General features: G+C 69.3%; 20 protein-coding genes. 3 read left to right on the top strand and 17 right to left on the bottom strand.

What is annotated here, in order from left to right; all coding sequences use genetic code 11:
• Positions 1 to 5: 5 nt before the first annotated feature.
• Entirely contained in the window at positions 6 to 1,598 is a 1,593-nt protein-coding gene (locus tag H6A07_RS08525) for a ClC family H(+)/Cl(-) exchange transporter (RefSeq protein WP_204814499.1), read from the top strand.
• Positions 1,599 to 1,712: 114 nt separating this feature from the next.
• Here the strand turns inward: H6A07_RS08525 and H6A07_RS08520 are convergent, their stop codons facing one another.
• From H6A07_RS08520 to H6A07_RS08495, 6 genes are all read right to left on the bottom strand, one after another.
• The gene (locus H6A07_RS08520; RefSeq protein WP_204814498.1) at positions 1,713 to 2,660 is read right to left on the bottom strand and encodes an NAD(P)/FAD-dependent oxidoreductase; all 948 of its coding nucleotides are present in this window, start codon (positions 2,658 to 2,660) and stop codon (positions 1,713 to 1,715) included.
• A 113-nt stretch (positions 2,661 to 2,773) separates the two neighbouring features.
• Positions 2,774 to 4,036 (bottom strand): solute carrier family 23 protein, encoded by a 1,263-nt coding sequence (locus H6A07_RS08515; protein WP_204814497.1) that lies wholly within the window; start codon positions 4,034 to 4,036, stop codon positions 2,774 to 2,776.
• A gap of 73 nt (positions 4,037 to 4,109) precedes the next feature.
• Positions 4,110 to 5,423, bottom strand: a complete 1,314-nt coding sequence (locus H6A07_RS08510; protein WP_204814496.1) for an NCS2 family permease — start codon at positions 5,421 to 5,423, stop codon at positions 4,110 to 4,112.
• A gap of 85 nt (positions 5,424 to 5,508) precedes the next feature.
• The gene (gene dut, locus H6A07_RS08505; protein WP_204814495.1) at positions 5,509 to 5,955 is read right to left on the bottom strand and encodes a dUTP diphosphatase; all 447 of its coding nucleotides are present in this window, start codon (positions 5,953 to 5,955) and stop codon (positions 5,509 to 5,511) included.
• Positions 5,948 to 6,397 carry a transcriptional regulator NrdR gene (nrdR, locus tag H6A07_RS08500; RefSeq protein ID WP_204814494.1) on the bottom strand — a complete coding sequence of 150 codons (450 nt, stop codon included), beginning with the start codon at positions 6,395 to 6,397 and terminating at the stop codon, positions 5,948 to 5,950. The genes dut and nrdR overlap by 8 nt, the downstream gene beginning before the upstream one ends.
• 93 nt (positions 6,398 to 6,490) lie before the next feature.
• Complete coding sequence (locus tag H6A07_RS08495) at positions 6,491 to 6,925, bottom strand: LysM peptidoglycan-binding domain-containing protein (RefSeq protein ID WP_204814493.1); 435 nt, start codon at positions 6,923 to 6,925, stop codon at positions 6,491 to 6,493.
• A gap of 188 nt (positions 6,926 to 7,113) precedes the next feature.
• Between H6A07_RS08495 and lexA the strand changes: the two genes are divergently transcribed.
• Together lexA and H6A07_RS08485 are read left to right on the top strand one after the other, a co-directional pair.
• Positions 7,114 to 7,764, top strand: coding sequence for a transcriptional repressor LexA (lexA, locus tag H6A07_RS08490; protein WP_204814492.1), 651 nt, complete (start codon positions 7,114 to 7,116; stop codon positions 7,762 to 7,764).
• On the top strand, positions 7,761 to 8,543 hold the full coding sequence (locus H6A07_RS08485; protein WP_239471174.1) for a heparan-alpha-glucosaminide N-acetyltransferase: 783 nt from the start codon (positions 7,761 to 7,763) through the stop codon (positions 8,541 to 8,543). Before lexA ends, H6A07_RS08485 begins: the two co-directional genes overlap by 4 nt.
• On the opposite strand, the gene hflX is transcribed toward H6A07_RS08485, so the two are convergent.
• From hflX to H6A07_RS08430, 11 genes are all read right to left on the bottom strand, one after another.
• Positions 8,540 to 9,844, bottom strand: coding sequence for a GTPase HflX (hflX, locus tag H6A07_RS08480; protein ID WP_204814491.1), 1,305 nt, complete (start codon positions 9,842 to 9,844; stop codon positions 8,540 to 8,542). The genes H6A07_RS08485 and hflX overlap by 4 nt on opposite strands.
• Entirely contained in the window at positions 9,831 to 10,775 is a 945-nt protein-coding gene (gene miaA, locus H6A07_RS08475; RefSeq protein WP_204814490.1) for a tRNA (adenosine(37)-N6)-dimethylallyltransferase MiaA, read from the bottom strand. Before miaA ends, hflX begins: the two co-directional genes overlap by 14 nt.
• Positions 10,772 to 12,139: a tRNA (N6-isopentenyl adenosine(37)-C2)-methylthiotransferase MiaB gene (gene miaB / locus H6A07_RS08470; RefSeq protein WP_204814489.1), complete on the bottom strand. Its 1,368-nt coding sequence runs from the start codon at positions 12,137 to 12,139 to the stop codon at positions 10,772 to 10,774. The genes miaA and miaB overlap by 4 nt, the downstream gene beginning before the upstream one ends.
• Entirely contained in the window at positions 12,139 to 12,456 is a 318-nt protein-coding gene (locus tag H6A07_RS08465) for a stage V sporulation protein S (protein ID WP_204814488.1), read from the bottom strand. Before H6A07_RS08465 ends, miaB begins: the two co-directional genes overlap by 1 nt.
• 93 nt (positions 12,457 to 12,549) lie before the next feature.
• Entirely contained in the window at positions 12,550 to 13,644 is a 1,095-nt protein-coding gene (locus tag H6A07_RS08460) for an ATP-binding protein (protein WP_204814487.1), read from the bottom strand.
• A gap of 5 nt (positions 13,645 to 13,649) precedes the next feature.
• Positions 13,650 to 15,212, bottom strand: a complete 1,563-nt coding sequence (rny, locus tag H6A07_RS08455; protein WP_204814486.1) for a ribonuclease Y — start codon at positions 15,210 to 15,212, stop codon at positions 13,650 to 13,652.
• Between the two features lie 244 nt (positions 15,213 to 15,456).
• On the bottom strand, positions 15,457 to 15,669 hold the full coding sequence (locus H6A07_RS08450; protein WP_204814544.1) for a hypothetical protein: 213 nt from the start codon (positions 15,667 to 15,669) through the stop codon (positions 15,457 to 15,459).
• A 22-nt stretch (positions 15,670 to 15,691) separates the two neighbouring features.
• The gene (locus tag H6A07_RS08445) at positions 15,692 to 16,291 is read right to left on the bottom strand and encodes a hypothetical protein (protein ID WP_204814485.1); all 600 of its coding nucleotides are present in this window, start codon (positions 16,289 to 16,291) and stop codon (positions 15,692 to 15,694) included.
• Positions 16,292 to 16,333: 42 nt separating this feature from the next.
• A complete protein-coding gene (locus H6A07_RS10390) occupies positions 16,334 to 17,005 on the bottom strand; it encodes a RecX family transcriptional regulator (RefSeq protein WP_204814484.1) in 672 nt (223 codons plus the stop codon).
• The gene (gene recA / locus H6A07_RS08435; RefSeq protein ID WP_204814483.1) at positions 17,002 to 18,108 is read right to left on the bottom strand and encodes a recombinase RecA; all 1,107 of its coding nucleotides are present in this window, start codon (positions 18,106 to 18,108) and stop codon (positions 17,002 to 17,004) included. The genes H6A07_RS10390 and recA overlap by 4 nt, the downstream gene beginning before the upstream one ends.
• A gap of 215 nt (positions 18,109 to 18,323) precedes the next feature.
• Positions 18,324 to 18,845, bottom strand: coding sequence for a CinA family protein (locus tag H6A07_RS08430; RefSeq protein ID WP_204814482.1), 522 nt, complete (start codon positions 18,843 to 18,845; stop codon positions 18,324 to 18,326).
• Positions 18,846 to 18,848 lie beyond the last annotated feature (3 nt).

Here is an 18,848-nt window from a genome sequence, read left to right as displayed (position 1 = left end):
GCCGGATGGCAGCGGCCGGAGACGGCGCGGCGGCCCCCGTCGAGCGGCGCCTCTCGCGCCGCTTCCAGGTCAGCCTCGTGGGCGAGGGGGCCCTGGTCGGCCTCGTTGGCGGCGCCATCGTCGCGCTCTACCGCCTGACGCTCGCCTCGGCCGAGGGCCTGCTGCGCGACGTCACGGGCCGAGCGTCCGGGGACCCCCTGCTCATGGCCGGCTGGTTCGCCCTTCTCGCCCTCATGGCGCTCGTCGTCTCCGCCCTCATCAGGTGGGAGCCCGCCACGTCCGGCTCCGGCATCCCGCAGGTGGACGCCGAGGTGCTCGACAGGATGGACGCCCCGTGGGCGCGCGTGATCCCGGCCAAGTTCGCTGAGGGCTCGCTGCTCACGCTGTCCGGTCTCTCGATGGGGCGAGAAGGCCCCTCCGTGCAGCTCGGCGGCATGTCAGGGAAGGGGGTCGCACGGCTCCTGCACCGCAGGAGGGGAGAGGAGCGGCTGCTCGTGACCTGCGGCGCGGCTGCCGGCATGTCCGCCGCCTTCCACGCGCCGCTCACCGGCGTCCTCTTTGCCCTCGAGGAGATCCACAAGGAGTTCACGGCGCCGCTCATCATCTCCGTCATGTGTTCGGCCGTCGTCTCCGACTTTATCTCGTCGCAGGTCGTGGGCATCGAGCCGGTCGTGAGCCTCGTCTTCGTGCGCGACCTGCCGCACGCGGACTACGCGCTCGTCGTCGCGCTCGGGGTCGCCTGCGGCCTGATTGGCGCGCTCCACAACCGGGGCATGTTCGCGGTGCAGAGGCTCTACGAGCGGGCGTTTCCCCGGCGACCAAGGCTGCGCCTCGTCGTCCCGTTCATCCTGGCCGGCGTCGCCGCGTTCGCGTGGCCGGAGCTCATGTGCGGGGGAGACGCGATCGTGGAGCTCCTCCAGGAGCCCGTCCTGCCCTCGGTCGCCACGCTGCTGGCGCTGCTGCTCGGAAAGTACGCCTTCACGACCCTCTGCTTTGGCTCGGGGGCGCCGGGGGGCACGCTCTTCCCGCTGGTCGTCCTCGGGGCGCTCGTGGGCGCGCTCTTTGCCGCCGCAGGCGGGGCGCTGGGGCTCCCTGCGACCTACCTGCCCAACTTCATCGCGCTCGGGGTCGCGGGGCTCTTCGCCGGGGTCGTCCGCGCGCCCGTGACGGCGGTGGTCCTGGTCTTCGAGCTCACGGGCTCCCTCGACGCGCTTCTGGCCGTCTCAATCGTCTCCGTCCTGGCGTACGTCACCTCGAGCCTCACCAGCACGGACGCGTTCTACGAGCACCTGCTCGCCGCGCTCCCAGGGACCGCGGAGCACGACTCGGCCGTGAGCGGCCTCGAGGGTACCGAGAAGGACCTCGGCACCGTGCGCGTGGGCGCGGGAAGCCGGCTCGAGGGCGTCGCGGTGCGCGACGTGCCCTGGCCCGACGGGGTGCGCGTCCTCACGGTCGAGCGCGCGGGGTCGCAGATCGTCCCGACGGGGGCAACGAGGCTCATGGCTGGCGACGAGCTGCTCTTCATCGTCAGCGCCGGCGCGCTCGAGGATGCCCGACTCAAGCTGTCCCTGATGTGCGAGCCGCGCGTCCGCCCCTGACGATGGGGAGGACGGGCCGACGCATGATCGTTTTTATCGTCACTCTCTACTTTACATAAGATATATTATCACGGTTTTCTGGAAACGAAGTTGGCTCAGGTTTGGGTTCGTCCGTCAGCCCTCGACCGGCAGGCCGAGGTACGCCGCCGCGCTCGTCGCGGCCACGGCGCCGTCCGCTGCAGCCGTCACGATCTGCCTGAGCGGCTTGCTCCGCGCGTCGCCCGCGACGAAGAGCCCCGGGGTCTCGGTGGCCATCCGGTCGTCGGTCACGACGTAGCCCGCCTCGTCGAGGCGCACGAGACCGCCCAGCGCCTCGGTCTCGGGCATGCGCCCGACCAGGACGAAGATGCCCCGTGAGCCCCCGTCGAACGTCTCGGTGTACTCGCGTCCCGTCGCGTTGTCACGGAAGGTCATCTCGCTCAGGAGCGCTCCGCCCGAGACGGACGTTATGCTCGTCCGGAGCCTGAGCTCGACCTTGTCGTTCTGCTCGAGCTCCTCGACGAGGGCTCGCTGGGCCCGCAGGTGGTCCTTGCGCACGACGACGGTCACCTTGGCAGCGATGCGCGCCAGGTACAGCGCCTCCTCGGCCGCCGAGTTTCCGCCGCCGACCACGAACACCTGTTTGTTCCTGTAGAACATGCCGTCACAGGTGGCGCAGTACGAGACTCCCCTGCCGGTGAACTCGCTCTCCCCCGCAAAGCCGGCCGGGCGGGGACGCGCGCCGGGAGCCGCCACGACCGCCCTGGCCAGTCGAGTTCCCGTCGCGGCGTGGACGCGGAAGGTGCCGTCGGTCCCGTCGCGCTCGATCGAGGTCACGGGGTCCATCTCGATGCGGGCGCCGAGCTCCTCGGCCTGGGCGCGCATGGCGTCGACCAGGTCGAAGGCGTTCGCGTGTGGGACGCCGGGATAGTTGTCGACCTCGCTCGTGAGCATCATCTGCCCGCCCACGGCCTCGCGCTCGAGGGTCACGGCATCGAGCATCGAGCGGCTCGCGTACAGGGCCGCCGCGAGGCCGGCGGGGCCGCCGCCGACGATGATCAGGTCGTGGATGTGCTCGCTCATGGGTCGCTCCCCTCTCGCTGGTCTTTTACGTCAGCATACCCATAAATGAGAGGCGATGACCATCATATCGGCCATCGCCTCTCCCAACTTGCCTAAAAGGGATCTGACCCCTTTTAGGCATCTTTCGGGCGCGGGAGGATCAGGTTCATCAGGATGCCCACGAGCGTGGAGGTGGCCATGCCCGGCAGCGTGTAGTCGCCAATGGGGATCGAGATGCCGGAGGTCTCCATGCCGACGCCGAGGATGATGACCACCGAGGCGATCATGAGGTTGCGGTTGACGTCAAAGTCCACCTGGTTGGAGACAAGCATGCGCAGGCCGTTGGAGGCGATGAGGCCGAAGAGCAGCAGGCTCACGCCGCCCATGACCGGGCTCGGGATGGACTGGATGAGCGCCGCGAGCTTGGGGCAGAAGCCGCCCACCACGAGGGCGAAGCCGGCCGCGTACCAGAAGATCTGCGTGGAGTAGACGCGCGTCACGCTCATGACACCGATGTTCTCCGCGTACGTCGTGGTCGGGGGGCCGCCGAGGAAGCCGGAGATGACGGTGGAGATGCCGTCGCCGGCGAGCGAGCGCGGCAGCATCTCGCGGTAATCTTTGCCCACGATCTCGCCGACGGCGAGCAGGTGGCCAATGTGCTCGATCACCACGACCACGGCGACCGGCGCCACGAGCGCGATCGCACCCGGGTCAAACCGCGGCATGGAGATCTGCGGCAGGCCGATCCAGGCCGCCTCGGCAACGGGCGTGAAGTCCACGAGGCCGAGCGCGAGCGAGACGAGGTAGCCCACGATGATGGCGAGAAGGACGGGCACGGTCCCGACGATGCCGCCAAGGCTGGAGAAGACCACCGCGGCCGCCAGCGTGATGAAGGCCACGATAGCGCCGGTGCCGTAGAAGGCGCTCGTGCCGTCGGGCAGGTCGGTCATGAACGCCATGTCGGCCGCGGTGGCGGCGAGACCCACGCCGATGACCACCATGACGGAGGCCACGAGGACCGGTGGGAGCAGCCGGTCGAGCCAGCCGGTGCCGACGAGCCGGATGATGCCGGAGACGGCCAGGAAGACGAGACCGGCCACCACGACGCCGGACATGGCCGCGTCAAGGCCCTGCGTGGCCCCGACCGCGAGGATGGGGCTGATGAAGGCGAAGGAGCTGCCGAGGTAGCTCGGAATCTTGTTCCTCGTGACCAGCAGGTAGCAGATCGTGCCGATGCCCGAGCACATGATGGCGACGTTGGGGTTGAGCCCCGTCAGCACCGGGACCAGGACCGTCGAGCCGAACATGGACATCATGTGCTGGATGCCGAGCGGGATGGCACGGCCGACGGACACGCGGTCGTCCACCCCGATGATCTCACGCTCGTGCGCGCTCATGTATCACGCTCCCTTCGTAGGGGCTACGGATAGAAAAGGCCCGGACATGAGACGTCCGGGCCAAGGACTCGCGCTAGACCACGAGGAAGTACACGACGAAGGCGAGGAACGCGACCCACATGAGCGGCTTGACCTTCTTGAGCTGACCGGTCACGGCAGCCACAATCACGTAGGCGATGAAGCCGAAGCCGATGCCGTTGGAGATCGAGTAGGTGAAGGGCACGCCGGCCACGATGAAGAAGGCGGGAAGACCCTCGAGCAGGTCGGTCCAGTCGATGTCGGCGACGTCGGTCATCATGAGGAAGCCAACGAACACGAGTGCTCCGCAGGTAGTTGCCTCGTTCACCATGGAGATAAGCGGCGAGAAGAACGCAGCGACAATGAAGAGGAGACCGGCGAAGATGGAGGTGAGGCCGGTACGGCCGCCGTCAGCGGCTCCGGAGGCAGACTCGACGAAGGTGGTGATCGAGGAGGCGCCGAGGACGCCGCCCACCGCAGCGGCGGCGGAGTCGACGACGAGAATCTGTTTGATGTCCTTGACGCGTCCGTCCTCCTCGAGGAACTCGCCCTGCTTCGCGACGGCCATCGCGGTGCCCATGGTGTCAAAGAAGTCGGACATCATGAGGGAGAACGCGAGCACGAGCAGCGTCGGGTTCGTCACAACCTTGGCGATGCCCATTACGCCCGCCTCATCAGTGAGGAAGGGGGCCCCGAAGGAGGAGAAGTCGAGACCGGAGACGATGCCAGAGGGCAGTGTGGTGACGCCGAGAGGGATGCCGCAGATGACCGAGACGACGATGCCGAGCAGCAGGGCGCCCTTGACGTGCATCGCATAGAGCACGATGGTGGCAACGATGGAGATCAGCCCGACAATGAATGTGGGGCTGAAGACGTCACCAAGGGCGACCATTGTGGACTCGTCGGGAACGATGATGCCGCCGTCCTTGAGGCCGATCATGGCGATGAAGAGTCCAAGGCCGACGGAGATGGCGTGACGCAGCGAGACTGGGATGGCGTCCATGATGGCCTCACGCAGGCCGCAGAGAACGAGGATGAGGATCGCGATGCCCTCGACGAAGACGACGGCGCTCGCGGCGTGCCAGTCGCCACCCGCCACGGCGGTGAGGGTGAAGGCAAAGATCGCGTTGATGCCCATACCGGACGCGCAAGCGAGCGGGCGGTTGGAGAAGAGGCCCATGAGGATGGTCATGACGCCGGCGCCCAAGCAGGTGGAGGTGATGGCGGCGGACGCCGGGATGCCTGCCTCCACGAGCAGCGACGGGTTCACCGCGATGATGTACGCCATCGCGAGGAACGTGGTCAGGCCAGCACGGAGCTCCTGACCGACGCTCGAACCCCTCTCCTTCGTCTTGAAGAACTGTTCCATGAGAAAGCCATTCCTTTCTGTAGGTACGTACACTGGCGCTCCTCTATGCGATGCCGCGGTGGCTTGGGCCGCGGCGAAGAGCCGATCAGACGCCGCTCGAGCCGAAGCCGCCGGAGCCGCGGTCCGTCTCGTCGAGCTCGTCGACCTCCACGAGCTCGACCACGGGAACGCGCTGGATGACGAGCTGGGCAATCCGCTCGCCGCGCTCGATGTGGATGGGCCGGGCGTCGTCGAGGTTGACGGCGCAGACCTTGAGCTCGCCCCGGTAGTGGGAGTCCACGAGGCCGGGCGTGTTGGCCATGGAGAGGCCCTCGCGCAGGGCGAGGCCGCTGCGCGGCTGCACGAAGCCGGCGTAGCCCTCGGGAATGGCCACGGCGAGGCCCGTGGAGACGAGACGGCGCTCGTGCGGGGCGAGGGTGACGTCCTCGTTGGCCCTGAGGTCCAGCCCCGCGTCGCCGGCATAGGCGTAGCTCGGGAGCTCGACGCTCGGGTCGAGCCGCTTGATGGGAAGGGAGACCGTGTCTTCAGTCATTGAGGCTCCTCAGCTCCTCGCTGAACTCGTCGACGTCCTTGAAGTCGCGGTAGACGGAGGCAAAGCGCACGTAGGCGACCTTGTCGACGGAGATGAGCCGCTTCAGGACCATGCTCCCCAGGTCGACGGAGGAGACCTCCATCGTTCCCGAGTCGCGCAGACTCGCCTCGATGTCGTCGATGAGCGCGGAGAGCGTCGAGACCGGCAGGTCGCGCTTGACGGTCGCCGTCAGCAGGCCGCGCATGAGCTTCTGGCGGTCGAACGGCTCCTTGTGGCCGTCGCGCTTCACGACGACGATGGGCATCTCCTCGCACCGCTCGTACGTCGTGAACCGGAAGCCGCAGCCAGAGCACTCCCTGCGGCGACGAATCGCATCGTTGTTCTCCGAGGGGCGCGAGTCGACGACCTTCGACTCCTCGCAGCCGCATCTGGGACAGCGCATCGAACCTCCTCTACCGACAGCAGAGGAAACGTTATCACAAAACGCACAAATTTGGCGATCGGGCCGCGACCCGAAACCAACTGGAAAGAGCTCCTAGCCCGTGACGGCATCGCCCGGGACGACGAGGCGCTGCCCGGACAGCAGCAGGGCGTCCGAAAGGCCGTTGCGCTCGGAGATCCAGCTCACGACATCGGAGGTGGCGACGCCGGGCACGTCGACGGACTCGGCGATCGACCAGAGCGAGTCCCCGTCACGCGCGACGAGCTCCCGCTCGGGAAGGTCGTCGATCGAGGCCGCAACGGAGGCGCGCGACCAGTCGTCGACGAGGGCCGAGGCCGCGCACAGGGCGCCGACGAGAAGGACCCCGAGCAGCACGAAGAGGAGCGACTGGCGCAGGGAGAGCGGGCGCGCGGCCAGCGCGTCGGCGGCGCCGCGACCGCCCTCGATGAGCACGAGGCTGGGTCGCGTGCGCTCCTTGAGCGCGGCGGTTCCGTCAAAACAGGGTGCTGCGTAGCTGCTGCGTGTCATGTGTGAGTCCCCTTTCGCTTGCGTGCTGGGTCCGTTATACCGGGGGCACCGGACACAAATTGCACGCACACGAACATCTGTACCTCAGTATGACGGTACGTCTGTTCGTGTCAAGAGGAATTCGGAACAAATGTTTGCGTCATGATCCGAACAGGTGTATGATGCAGAAAAGAGAGAAGGAGGCAGCCATGGCAAGGGGCAAACTCGGCAAGCGTCAGCTCGCGATCTACGACTTCATCCGCGCCTACTCGGACGAGCACGGCTACCCGCCCTCGGTGAGGGAGATCGGCGCCGCCGTCGGGCTCGCCTCCCCCTCCACGGTCCACATGCACCTCAAGGTCCTCGAGGAGCAGGGCCTCATCAAGCGCGACTCCAAGAAGCCCCGCACGATCGAGGTCATGGGCAAGCAGGAGGGCGACTCCGGCGAGAGGCTCGCCGGCGTGTCCCAGGAGCTCGATGACAACGTGATCCGCCTGCCGCTCGTGGGGCGCGTGGCCGCCGGGGTGCCCATCCTGGCGGAGCAGAACGTCGAGGAGACGCTCGCCCTGCCCACCTCCATCGTCGGGGACTCCAGCTCCTTCATCCTGCGCGTGCGCGGGGAGTCCATGATCAACGCCGGGATCTTCGACGGGGACTACATCGTCGTCAAGGAGCAGCACGACGCCCATGACGGGGAGATCGTCGTCGCCCTCATCGACGACTCCGCCACCGTCAAGACCTTCTACCGCGAGAAGGACCGCGTGCGCCTGCAGCCCGAGAACGACACGATGGACCCCATCTACGTCGAGAACCCCGTGATCCTCGGGCGCGTCACCGCGCTCATCCGCTCCGTCTCATGACGACGGGGGCCGCACCCGCAACCGGCTCCGATGCACCCGCGCCCCCTGTCGGGCGCATCGGCATCTTCGACGCCGTCCGGGGCTTCTCGGTCATCTCGATGGTGCTGTTCCACCTCTGCTACGACCTGCGCTTCATCGTGGGCGCGGACCTGTCATGGTTCGCGCCTCCCCTGCAGGACGTCTGGCGCTGCAGCATCTCCTGGACGTTCCTCTTCATAGCCGGCTGCATGTGCCCGCTCTCCCGCAGCAACCTGCGGCGCGCGGCCCAGTACGGCGCCGTCGCCCTGGCCATCTGGCTCGTCACCACCGTGGCTGCGGTGGACACCCCCATCTCGTTCGGCATCATCTACTGCATGGCGGCCTGCACGCTCGTCGCCTGGGCGCTCGACCGCCTCGGCCTCCTGCCGCGCGGCCCGCTCGCGGCGGCCGTCCTCCTCGTCGGGTTTCTCGCCCTCCAGGGCCTCTCCGACGGCACGGTTGGCCTCGGGCCGCTCTCCGTGGAGCTCCCGCACGGGCTCTACGAGACGCCCTGGCTCTCCTGGCTCGGCCTCCCGGACGCCGGCTTCGCCTCGGGGGACTACTATCCCCTGCTCCCCTACCTGCTCATCTATCTCGCCGGGGCCGCAATGGGCGCCCACTGGGCACGGCGCGGCTACCCCGCCTGGGCCCGCGCGGCCCATGTCGCGCCCCTCAACTTCGTCGGGCGCCACGCGCTGGCCGTCTACGTGATCCACCAGCCCGTCATACTCGGCCTCTGCGTCCTCCTCGGGACGCTCTAGCCCTCCTCGTTCTCGCCCACCACGTAGGGCGCGAGCGTCGAGGCCATGCGCGCGTCGGCGCGCACGGTCGCGAGAAGCCCCTCCTGGACGTAGCGCTCCCGCATGACCTGGCAGCGCTCGTGGACCATCTTCATGAGCAGGCCCTTCTCGTAGGGCACGAGTACCGTCAGCGCCACGCTGCCCGCGCTCGCCTCGCGGGCGATGCGGTAGAGGAGCCCGCGCAGGCCGCTTCCCTCCAGGGCGGAGACGACCTGGGCGTCGGGGTGCGCGGCCTGGGCGGCGCGTAGGGCCTCCTCGTCGAGCAGATCGCACTTGTTGAGGACCTCGACGCAGCGGATCTCGTGCGCGCCGATCTCCTCGAGGACGGAGCGCACGGCGGAGATCTCCAGCTCGCGATGCGGGTCGGACGCGTCCACGACGAGCAGGACGAGGTCGGCCGCGCGCACCTCGGCGAGCGTCGACTTGAAGGACTCCACGAGCGTGGTCGGGAGCTTCTGGATGAAGCCGACCGTGTCGGTGAGCGTGACCCGACGGCCCTCCTCGAGGTCGAGCGCGCGGGTCGTGGGGTCGAGCGTGGCGAACAGCTCGTCGCGCACGTACACGTCCGACCCGGTCAGGCGGTTGAGCAGCGTGGACTTGCCGGCGTTGGTGTAGCCCACGAGCGCGACGCGGTAGACCCCCGAGTCCCACCGGGCCTTGCTCTGCACGCCGCGACGGCGCTCGAGCCGCTCCAGCTCGCGGCGCAGCGTGGAGATGCGCGCCCGGACGAGACGGCGGTCGACCTCGAGCTGGCTCTCGCCCTGCCCGAAGCGGCTGCCGATGCCGCCGCGCGTCTGCTCGCCCACGAGGTGGCTCCACATGCCGCGCAGGCGCGGGAGCACGTACTGGAGCTGGGCGAGCTGGACCTGGAGGCGCCCCTCGTGCGTCTTGGCGTGCACGCCGAAGATGTCCAGGATGAGTGCCGTGCGGTCGATGATCTTGACGGGCTCCCCCACCGCGCGCTCGAGGTTCGCCTGCTGGGAGGGCGTGAGCTCGTCGTCGAAGATGACGACGTCGGCATCGAGGGCCCGGACGGCCGAGACGAGCTCCTCGACCTTGCCCTTGCCGATGAAGGTCTTGGGGACGGGCGCGTCGAGCCGCTGCGTCATCGTGAGAACCACCTCGGCGCCGTCGGTCTGCGCGAGGCGGCCGAGCTCGGCGAGCGACTCCTCGCAGCCCCACTCCGAGCGTCCCAGGTCGACTCCCACGAGGATCGCGCGCTCGGGGACGGGCGCGGTCGAGAGCGGCCTAAAGCGTCCCACGCGTCGCCTCCCCCGCGTCACCGACGACGAGACGGGCCGCCTCGCCGACGCTCGTCTCGTCCAGGTCGATCCAGCAGACGCGCCCGTCATGGCGGAACCACGAGAGCTGGCGCTTCGCGTAGCGGCGCGACCGGCGCTTGATGAGCTCGACCGCCTCGTCGACGCTCGTCTCGCCGTCGAGCGCGGCGAGCAGCTCCTTGTAGCCGATGGCCTGACCGGCGCTGAGCTCCCTCGTCAGGCCGCGCGCCGCGAGGGCGCGCACCTCGTCGAGGAGCCCCTGCGCCATCATGTCGTCCACGCGGGCGTCGATGCGCGCGTAGAGGCGCTCGCGGGACATCGTGAGTCCCCACAGGCGCGCATCGTAGTGCGGGGCGCGCGCATGGAGCCCCTCGTGATGGCGGGCGTAGGAGACGCCCTCGTCAAGCATCTCGAGCGCGCGCACGACGCGGCGGACGTTGTTGGCGTGGACGAGCGCCGCACTCTCGGGGTCGCGCTCCGCCAGGAGCGCGTGCAGGGCCTCGGCGCCGCGCTCCCGCGCGATGCGCTCGTAGCGCTCGCGCGAGGCGCCGCCCTTCTCGCCGGCCGGAAACTCCATCTCGTCGATGACGGCGTTGAGATAGAGGCCCGTGCCGCCGCAGAGGACCGGCACCCGGCCCTCCCCGAGCGCGGCGTCGATGCAAGCGCGCGCGTCGCGCTGGAAGAGACGGACCGAGTAGTCCTCGAGCGGGTCGGCGACGTCGACCATGAGCAGCTCCGCGCGGCGCTCCGCAGGCGGCGTCTTGGCGGTCCCGACGTCCATGCCGCGATAGACCTGCATCGCGTCGACCGAGACGACCGGGCTTCCGAGCCGCTCGGCGACCAGGTCGGCGAGAGCGCTCTTGCCCGAGGCGGTGGGCCCGACGACGCAGACGACCGCGCCGCGCCCGCTCATCGCGGGTCGCCCTCGACCGAGCCGCGCAGATACCAGGTGCGCGCCTGCTCGACGCGGACGTCGACGATGGAGCCGACGAGGTCGTCGGCGGAGCGCCCCTCCGGGAGCGAGAAGTGCACGGTCCGGTTCTTCTCGCTGTGCCCGACGAGGATGCTCGCGTCGCGCTTGGAGGCCCCCTCGACGAGCACGCTCACGAGGCGGCCGAGGTCCTCCTGGTTCGCCGTGTGCGCCTGCTCGGCCACGAGGTCGGCGAGACGGTCGAAGCGCCCCTGGATGACCTCTCGCGGCGTATCGTCGGGCATCTCGGCGGCCGGCGTGCCGGGGCGGCGCGAGTAGATGAAGGTGAACGCCGATGAGAAGGCGGCCTCGCGCACGAGGGAGAGCGTGTCGAGGAAGTCCTCCTCGGTCTCCCCGGGGAAGCCGACGATGATGTCGGTGGAGAGAGCCAGCTCGGGCATCGCGGCGCGGAGGCGGCCGACGAGCTCGAGGTACTCCTCGCGCGTGTACCTGCGATTCATGGCCTTGAGGACGCGCGTGGAGCCGCTCTGCACGGCGAGGTGGAGGTGCGGCATGACGGCATCGAGCTCCGCCATCGCGCGGATGACGTCGTCGCCCAGGTCCTTGGGGTTGGAGGAGGTGAACCGGATGCGCTCGACGCCCGTCGCGGCCACGCAGCGCAGCAGCTCGGCGAAGCGCGGCTCGCCGTAGATGTTGCGCCCGTAGGAGTTGACGTTCTGGCCGAGCAGGGTGACCTCGCGCACGCCGTCGGCCACGAGCCGCTCGACCTCGGCGACGACGCTCTCCATGGTGCGGCTCTTCTCGCGGCCGCGCACGTACGGGACGATGCAGTAGGTGCAGAAGTTGTTGCAGCCCGTCATGATGGGGACCCAGGCATGGAAGGCCGTCGCGCGGTGGCTCGGCAGGTCGGTCGAGAAGGACCTCCCCTCCTCGACGGTGTCGACCTCCGCCCGCGACCCGTCGCCCGCGAAGGCGTCGGCAAGCAGGGAGGGCAGGCTCGAGATGGCGCTCGTGCCGAAGACCACGTCGGCGCAGGCCACGTGCTCGCGGATCTTCTCGCCGTCGCGCTGGGCGATGCAGCCGCCGATGGCCACGACGCGCCGGCCCGAGGGGGGCGTGGGCGCGCTGACCATGGCCGAGGCCTGGCCGTAGAGGTGCTGGTCGGCCTTCTCGCGGACGCAGCAGGTCATGAAGACGACGATGTCGGCGCCGTCCGGGTCGTCCACGCAGATGCAGCCGCACTCGTCGAGCACGCCAGCGACGCGCTCGGAGTCGTGCAGGTTCATCTGGCAGCCGAAGGTCCTGACGTAGTAGGTCTTGCCTACGAGCTCGCGCGGGTGTTCCATCAGGCCTCAGCCCTCTCGGGCGCCGTGGCCGCCGCGACGGCGGACGGCGCGGTGACGCGGTGCACGTAGACGGCGATCCTGATGGCCGTGCGGCTCTCCCCGCCGATCTCCACGTCGGAGAAGGTCGGCGCGCAGGAGATGTCGACGCCGGTGGGGATGAGGAAGCCGCGCGCGATGGCGACGGCCTTGATCGCCTGGTTCACGGCCCCGGCGCCGACACACTGCATGTTGACGGGCACGCCGTCCTTGACGAGCCCCGCGATGGCGCCCGCGACGGACGCCGGCGAGGACTTGCTCGAAACCTTCAGATAGTCCATGGGTGAGTCTCCTGGTGTGACGGTGCGACGTGTCAGGTTCGTGTGTGCGACAGACCTTGATTCTACTGGTTGGCGGACGGCATGAGAAGCGCGCTAGTCGGACGGCGCGAGGTCGAAGGTGACGGTGAGGCGGTGTCCCGAGACCCGCACGCGCGGCGCGGCGGAGAGGGTGAGGTAGTAGCGGTCCGCGATCATAGAGAAGTCGCGCTCCATGAGGCGGGAGAACTCCTCGGCGTCGGCGGGGGCGATCCTGAGGCCGCGCCGGTCGCGCTCGAGGTCGACCTCGCGCTCGCCGGCGGACGCGCAGTCGACATCCCCGCTGCGCGTGAGGCGCGCGGCGACGCCCCGCAGCGGGCGGATCTGGCCCGAGACGATCCGATGCGCGGTGCGCTCGGACATCTCCAGACCGAGCGCGGCGGCCTGGTCCCTGAGCTCGCGCGCATCCGCCGCGGCGCGCAGGCGCTCCACGACGGGCAGCTCGTCGAGGGAGTCCATGAAGAGCAGGTCGGAGCCGTCCACGGAGCGCGGCGCGCGGGCGCGGGCCGTGGCGACCACCTCGGCCGGGGAGCCGAGGTAGACCTCGCAGGTCCCGCGCTCCTCCAGGGCGAACTCGCAGCACGTCCGGACGATGTTGTGCGGGCCGCGGACACAGGTCTCGCGGCCGTCCTCGTCGGTGCCCACCGCCGGCCAGCTGGACTGGTCCGCGCGCTCGGGAAGGGCGTTCACGTCGGTCACGACGCGCAGCGCCGTCCCCTTGCCGGGCGCCGAGGAGACGACCTCCGCGCTGACGGCGTTCTCGCGTATCGAGAAGAGCGCCATGCCGCGGCCGTGGATGCCCCAGCGGTCCATGTGGACCGTCTCGAGCTTGGAGGTGACGCGCGCCTCGAAGACGCGCTCGTGCATGTCCTCCGGGATGCCGGATCCGTCGTCGAGCATGGTGGTGGTGCGCAGGTCGCCCTCGCGCGTCGTGGCGACGTAGATGTGCCGGGCGCCGGCGTCTCGGGCGTTGCGCAGCATCTCCATGACCGCGTCCTCGACGCAGCGGACGTCATGCTTGGCCTGACGGCGCTCGGCCTCGGCGACGCGCAGGCGCACGAACCCCTCGCCGAGGCTCTCCTCGACGCGCAGGGCCCGGTCTCCCCCCAGGAAGGAGACGAAGTCGGCGAGGCCGCCGGACGCGCCCGACACGACGCCTACTTGGCGACGTCGACGGCGCGGGACTCGCGGATCACCACGACGCGCACCTGACCGGGGTACTCCATCTCGTCCTCGATCTGCTTGGCGATGTCGTGGGCGAGGACCGCGGCCTGGGCGTCGGAGATCTTCTCGGGCTCGACCATGACGTGGAGCTCGCGGCCGGCCTGCATCGCGTAGGTGCGCTCGACGCCGTCGTGGGCGTTGGAGATCGCCTCGAGCTTCTCGAGGCGCTTGATGTAGTTCTCGGCGGACTCGCGACGGGCGCCCGGGCGGGCGGCGGAGATGGCGTCGGCGGCCTGGACGAGGACGTCGAGGACCGTGTCGGGGTCGACGTCGGCGTGGTGCGCCTCGATGGCGTGGACGATCTCGGGACGCTCGCCGTAGCGGCGGGCCAGGTCGGCGCCGATCACCGCGTGCGGGCCCTCGACCTCGTGGTCGATCGCCTTGCCGAGGTCGTGGAGGAGTCCCGCGCGCTTGGCGGGCGCCTCGTCAAGGCCGAGCTCGGAGGCCATGATGCCGCAGAGCGCGGAGACCTGGACGGAGTGCGAGAGGACGTTCTGACCGAAGGAGGTGCGGTAGCGGAGTGCCCCGAGGGTCTTCACGAGCTCGGGGTGCAGGTCGTGGATGCCGGCGTCGAAGGCGGCCTGCTCGCCGGCCTCGCGGACGCGCTCGGCGACGAGGGCCTCGGCCTTCTTGTAGAGCTCCTCGATGCGCGCGGGATGGATGCGGCCGTCGGCGATGAGGTTCTCGAGCGCGACGCGGGCGGTCTCGCGGCGCACCGGGTCGAAGCTCGAGAGCACGACGGTCTCGGGCGTGTCGTCGATGACGAGGGAGACGCCGGAGACCTGCTCGAAGGTGCGGATGTTGCGCCCCTCGCGGCCGATGATGCGGCCCTTGAGGTCGTCGGAGGGGATGTGGACCGAGGTCACCGTAATCTCGCCGGCCTGGTCGGCGGCGCAGCGCTGGATGGCGGTCGAGACGATCTCGCGCGCGGTCTTGTCCGCCTGGGCGCGGACGCGCTGCTCGGCCTCCCTCAGGATCTGGGCCTCCTCGCGCACGGAGTCGGCGCGGACGCGGGCGAGCAGCTCGTCGTGGGCCTCCTCGGTCGAGAGCCCGGCGATGCGCTCGAGCTCGCTGGACTGGCGCTCCACGAGCTCGTCGAGGTCGCTCTTGCGACGGTCGAGCTGGCCCTGGAGGCTCGAGAGCTGGTGCTCGCGGCGGTCGAGGGCGTCGTTTCTGTGGTCGAGGGACTCCTCGCGCTGCATGATGCGGTTCTCGAGCGTCTGGAGCTCGCCCTTGCGCTTCTTCTCCTCGGCCTCGGAGTTCTGCTTGAGTTGGAGGATCTCCTCCTTGGCCTCGAGGACGGCCTCCTTCTTGGCGTTCTCGGCCTGGCGCGCGGCCTCCTGCGTGATGCGGTCAGCCTCGCTGCGCGCGGAGTCGAGCTGCGCCTCGGCGTCACGGAGCTTGGAGCCGGCCTTGCCGGCCAGCAGGAAGTACACGAGGGCGGCGCCCACCACGAGGCACACGGCCCCCACCACGATGGTAATGGGATCTGTCATGTCTGCTCCTCAAAGTCATTCGCACGTTGGTTCAGGAGACCGTGCGCGATCGCGCGACGGAACCCGCCGTGGAGGTGCAGTCATGACGCTTGCCGCGCGAGCGGCTATGGCAGCTAACGTGACCTACAGAGAACAGAATCGGCAGCTGGCGGACCAGCGAGAGAATGCGCTCCACGAGCATTCATATCCTAGCCCCGATGTAAGCTCCTTGTCAAACGAGCCGCAGGTGAGCGGCCGGCGAAAATCACGCGGCGCAGGTCACGCGAGAAGCCTCCTCGTCAGCGAAGCGCTCCATGATCACGCGCTCGCAAATCTCGTCGAAGTCGGGCTTCATGCCGTGCTCGGGAGTCATCTTCTCGACGAGAAGAGCCTCTTTCCGCCAGAGGTCGCTGTCATAGGAGGAACACGTTCTCAGATACTCCGCGAGGGGGTTGCAGTCATCGTCGTACGCTCTCATGCGCCTCGAGGCCTTCAGGGCCTCAGCGAATATGCTCAATGTGCACCCCCAGCTCATCCCTAAAAGCCCGGAGCAACCTGGCTTCATCCGCTCCCCAGAGCTCCTGGATTCGGTCGACCCTGTCATTGTCGATAGTATACCCCGGAGCAGGTTCGCCGACGATCTCGAAGACGTACAGGCTGCCGTCGTGGCAGGCGATGACGCCGCGTTTGGCACCGGTCGCCTCAAGGCTCAGGATGTCTGGGGCGGACGGGGGCATGCTGCCCGGATGGTTGTGGACGATGACGACCTCGGCCCCTCCCTTCACCGCGAACGACGTCGCCACCCGCAGCCCGTCGGTGAACTCGACCCGTTTGGGGACCCGCGCGGTGACTGTGCTTCCGATGAGGGGGCCGTCCCTCAGGTCGTAGACATACAGGTCCTCGTAGGACGTGCCGCTGCGATGCCCGAGCATGCGAACGATTCCCCGGTGGACCGCCTTCGCCGCGCGCGGTCCGACGGCGCGTCTCACGCGGGCGCGGTATGACTTGCCCCGCACGAAGACCAGGTCGACGACCCTGTGCGAGGCGTCCTCGCGCCAGTCCTCGAGAAGATCGGAAACGGCCTGGGGCTCGTCGTCCATCCCGTCACCCCCCCTGCCGAGAGGCACGCCTCGACTGCGGCGCTACTCGCCCACCCCCTCGAGGACCTCGCGGGCGACGGAGGTGGCGAGCGGAATCGCGAAACCGCGACCGCAAAGGAAGCGCACGAGCTTCTGGTAGTCGTTCTTGCCGGTGAGGCGGCGACGCGAGGCGAGCGCAAGGGCGCGCTCGCGCTCGTCGTCGGCGGAGAGGAACTCCTCGGGCCAGCCGGGCACCTCCGTCGGCTCGACGCCGCGACGGGAGAGCTCGCGCTCGATCTTGACCCTCCCCCACCCGGCGAGCGCCTTCGAGCGGGCGAACGCGGCGCCGTAGCGGGCGTCGTCGACGATCCCCACCTCGACCGCGCGCGCGACGATCTCCTCGACGACCGAGCGCGCGTAGCCGTCGCGCAGCAGGCGCTCGGTGAGCTCGCGCGAGGAGTAGTCACGCCTGCCCACCAGGTCCTCCATGCGAGCGTGGGCGCACCGGCGCGAGAGCTCCCCCAGCCGGAAGAGCAGCTCGGCCCTGCTGTCGGGCACGGCCTCCTCGCGGGACAGCCGGTCGAGCGCCCTCCCCACGGCGACGGGCACAACGATCCGCTCGTCTCCGTGGCTCGTCGAGGACACGCTCAGCTGCGCGCGGGGAGCCCTCCCGCCCGACGGGCGCGCGCCGCGAGCGGGAAGCTCGACGGACCACGCGAACGAGGGCTCGCTCACGAGAGGGCGTCCGAAGCGGCGTCCTCGGGGGCGAGGTCGGTGACCTCGCCGACGCGCTCGTCGCCGAGCTCCAGCCCGCAGGCGACGCGGACCTTGTGGTCGATCTCGTCCATGAGGTCGGGGTTGGAGGACAGGAACTCCTTGGCCGCCTCGCGTCCCTGCCCGAGCCGCTCGCCCTCGTAGGTGTACCAGGCGCCCGACTTGTTGACGATCTCGTAGTCGACGGCCATGTCCAGGATCGAGCCCTCCTTGGAGATGCCCTTGCCGTACATGATGTCGAACTCGGCCTGCTTGAAGGGCGGGGCGACCTTGTTCTTGACGACCTTCACGCGCACGCGGTTGCCGATGACCTCGTCCTTGTTCTTGATGGAGTCGATGCGGCGGATGTCCATGCGCACGGACGAGAAGAACTTGAGCGCGCGGCCGCCGGGCGTGGTCTCGGGGTTGCCGAACATCACGCCGATCTTCTCGCGCAGCTGGTTGATGAAGATGCAGGTGGTGTTGGACTTGGAGAGCGAGCCCGCGAGCTTGCGCAGCGCCTGGCTCATGAGGCGGGCCTGCAGGCCCACCGTGGAGTCGCCGATCTCCCCCTCGATCTCCGCGCGGGGGGTGAGCGCCGCCACCGAGTCCACGACCACGACGTCGATGGCGCCGGAGCGCACGAGCATGTCGCAGATCTCGAGCGCCTGCTCGCCGGTGTCCGGCTGGGAGATGAGCACCTCGTCGATGTCCACGCCGATGCGGGCGGCATAGCCCGGGTCGAGCGCGTGCTCGGCGTCGATGAACGCGACGACGCCGCCCATGGCCTGGGCCTCCGCCAGGATCTCGAGCGAGAGCGTGGTCTTACCCGAGGACTCGGGGCCGTAGATCTCCACGATGCGCCCGCGCGGGACGCCCCCGATGCCGAGCGCCGCGTCCAGCGCGATCGAGCCGGTCGGGATCGCCTCGACCTCGAGGCTCGGGCCGTCGTCGCCGAAGCGCATGATGGCGCCCTTGCCGAACTTCTTCTCGATCTCATCGGTGGTGGACTTAAGGACCTTGTCACGCTCCTCGCCGGTGGTGCGCGGCTTGATCTCCTTGGTGATGCCCTTGCTCTTGGCCATGCTCACTCCCTTGCTCGCGATACGTCGCCATGGTATACGAACAACCGTTCTACGTCAACCGACGTGGGACAAGCGTAGCCGGGGGCGCTAACACGGGCCTCTCGCCTGGCTGCCGCATAGCTCTCGGCGGGCTCGCGGCTGGCCGACCCGGCCCGGAGGACAGCAGGCCGAGGACCCGGCGAGACCGGACGAGCGCAACGGGGCTCAGCGGAGCCTCACGACATCTCCATGACGGCCGTCCCCAACAGGCCCACTGCGGCGCGGACCGCCTGGTGCCGGACCTCGGCGCGGTCCCCCGGGAACTCGAAGCGGCGCGTGAGCGAGCCGGCGGGCGCGCACACGCCCATCCAGACGGTGCCGACGGGCTTTCCGGGCTCCGCTCCCCCGGGTCCGGCGATGCCGGTCACGGAGACCGCCACGTCGCAGCCGAGGACGCGCCGGGCGCCCTCGGCCATCTGAGCGGCGCACTCGGAGGACACGGCGCCGAGCGCGGGGTCGTCGAGCACGTCCGACGTCACGCCGAGCACGGCGTGCTTGACCGGAATCGCGTAGCTCACGACCCCACCGCGCACGACGTCGGAGGAGCCGGGGACGGCGGTGAGGCAGCCGCTCACGAGCCCGCCCGTGCACGACTCGGCGCACCCGAGCGTGAGGCCACGCCCGCGGGCGCGGGCGAGAAGCGCGGCGCACTCGTCATAGAGCCCAGCATCGTCGCTAAAGATCGTGCGGTCCGCCATGCG

The organism is Olsenella uli (assembly GCF_016899935.1).
Classification (GTDB): Bacteria; Actinomycetota; Coriobacteriia; order Coriobacteriales; family Atopobiaceae; genus Thermophilibacter; species Thermophilibacter uli_B.
Note: the sequence above shows the minus strand (reverse complement) of the source record. Positions and strands in the feature narration are given on the sequence as shown.

Bases quoted from the DNA above. Each gene is read 5' to 3' on its own strand.
- H6A07_RS08525 (WP_204814499.1), top strand. From the start codon at position 6: ATGGCAGCGGCCGGAGACGGCGCGGCGGCCCCCGTCGAGCGGCGCCTC.
- H6A07_RS08520 (WP_204814498.1), bottom strand. From the start codon at position 2,660: ATGAGCGAGCACATCCACGACCTGATCATCGTCGGCGGCGGCCCCGCC.
- H6A07_RS08515 (WP_204814497.1), bottom strand. From the start codon at position 4,036: ATGAGCGCGCACGAGCGTGAGATCATCGGGGTGGACGACCGCGTGTCC.
- H6A07_RS08510 (WP_204814496.1), bottom strand. From the start codon at position 5,423: ATGGAACAGTTCTTCAAGACGAAGGAGAGGGGTTCGAGCGTCGGTCAG.
- dut (WP_204814495.1), bottom strand. From the start codon at position 5,955: ATGACTGAAGACACGGTCTCCCTTCCCATCAAGCGGCTCGACCCGAGC.
- nrdR (WP_204814494.1), bottom strand. From the start codon at position 6,397: ATGCGCTGTCCCAGATGCGGCTGCGAGGAGTCGAAGGTCGTCGACTCG.
- H6A07_RS08495 (WP_204814493.1), bottom strand. From the start codon at position 6,925: ATGACACGCAGCAGCTACGCAGCACCCTGTTTTGACGGAACCGCCGCG.
- lexA (WP_204814492.1), top strand. From the start codon at position 7,114: ATGGCAAGGGGCAAACTCGGCAAGCGTCAGCTCGCGATCTACGACTTC.
- H6A07_RS08485 (WP_239471174.1), top strand. From the start codon at position 7,761: ATGACGACGGGGGCCGCACCCGCAACCGGCTCCGATGCACCCGCGCCC.
- miaA (WP_204814490.1), bottom strand. From the start codon at position 10,775: ATGAGCGGGCGCGGCGCGGTCGTCTGCGTCGTCGGGCCCACCGCCTCG.
- miaB (WP_204814489.1), bottom strand. From the start codon at position 12,139: ATGGAACACCCGCGCGAGCTCGTAGGCAAGACCTACTACGTCAGGACC.
- H6A07_RS08465 (WP_204814488.1), bottom strand. From the start codon at position 12,456: ATGGACTATCTGAAGGTTTCGAGCAAGTCCTCGCCGGCGTCCGTCGCG.
- rny (WP_204814486.1), bottom strand. From the start codon at position 15,212: ATGACAGATCCCATTACCATCGTGGTGGGGGCCGTGTGCCTCGTGGTG.
- H6A07_RS08450 (WP_204814544.1), bottom strand. From the start codon at position 15,669: ATGAGAGCGTACGACGATGACTGCAACCCCCTCGCGGAGTATCTGAGA.
- H6A07_RS08445 (WP_204814485.1), bottom strand. From the start codon at position 16,291: ATGGACGACGAGCCCCAGGCCGTTTCCGATCTTCTCGAGGACTGGCGC.
- recA (WP_204814483.1), bottom strand. From the start codon at position 18,108: ATGGCCAAGAGCAAGGGCATCACCAAGGAGATCAAGCCGCGCACCACC.
- H6A07_RS08430 (WP_204814482.1), bottom strand. From the start codon at position 18,845: ATGGCGGACCGCACGATCTTTAGCGACGATGCTGGGCTCTATGACGAG.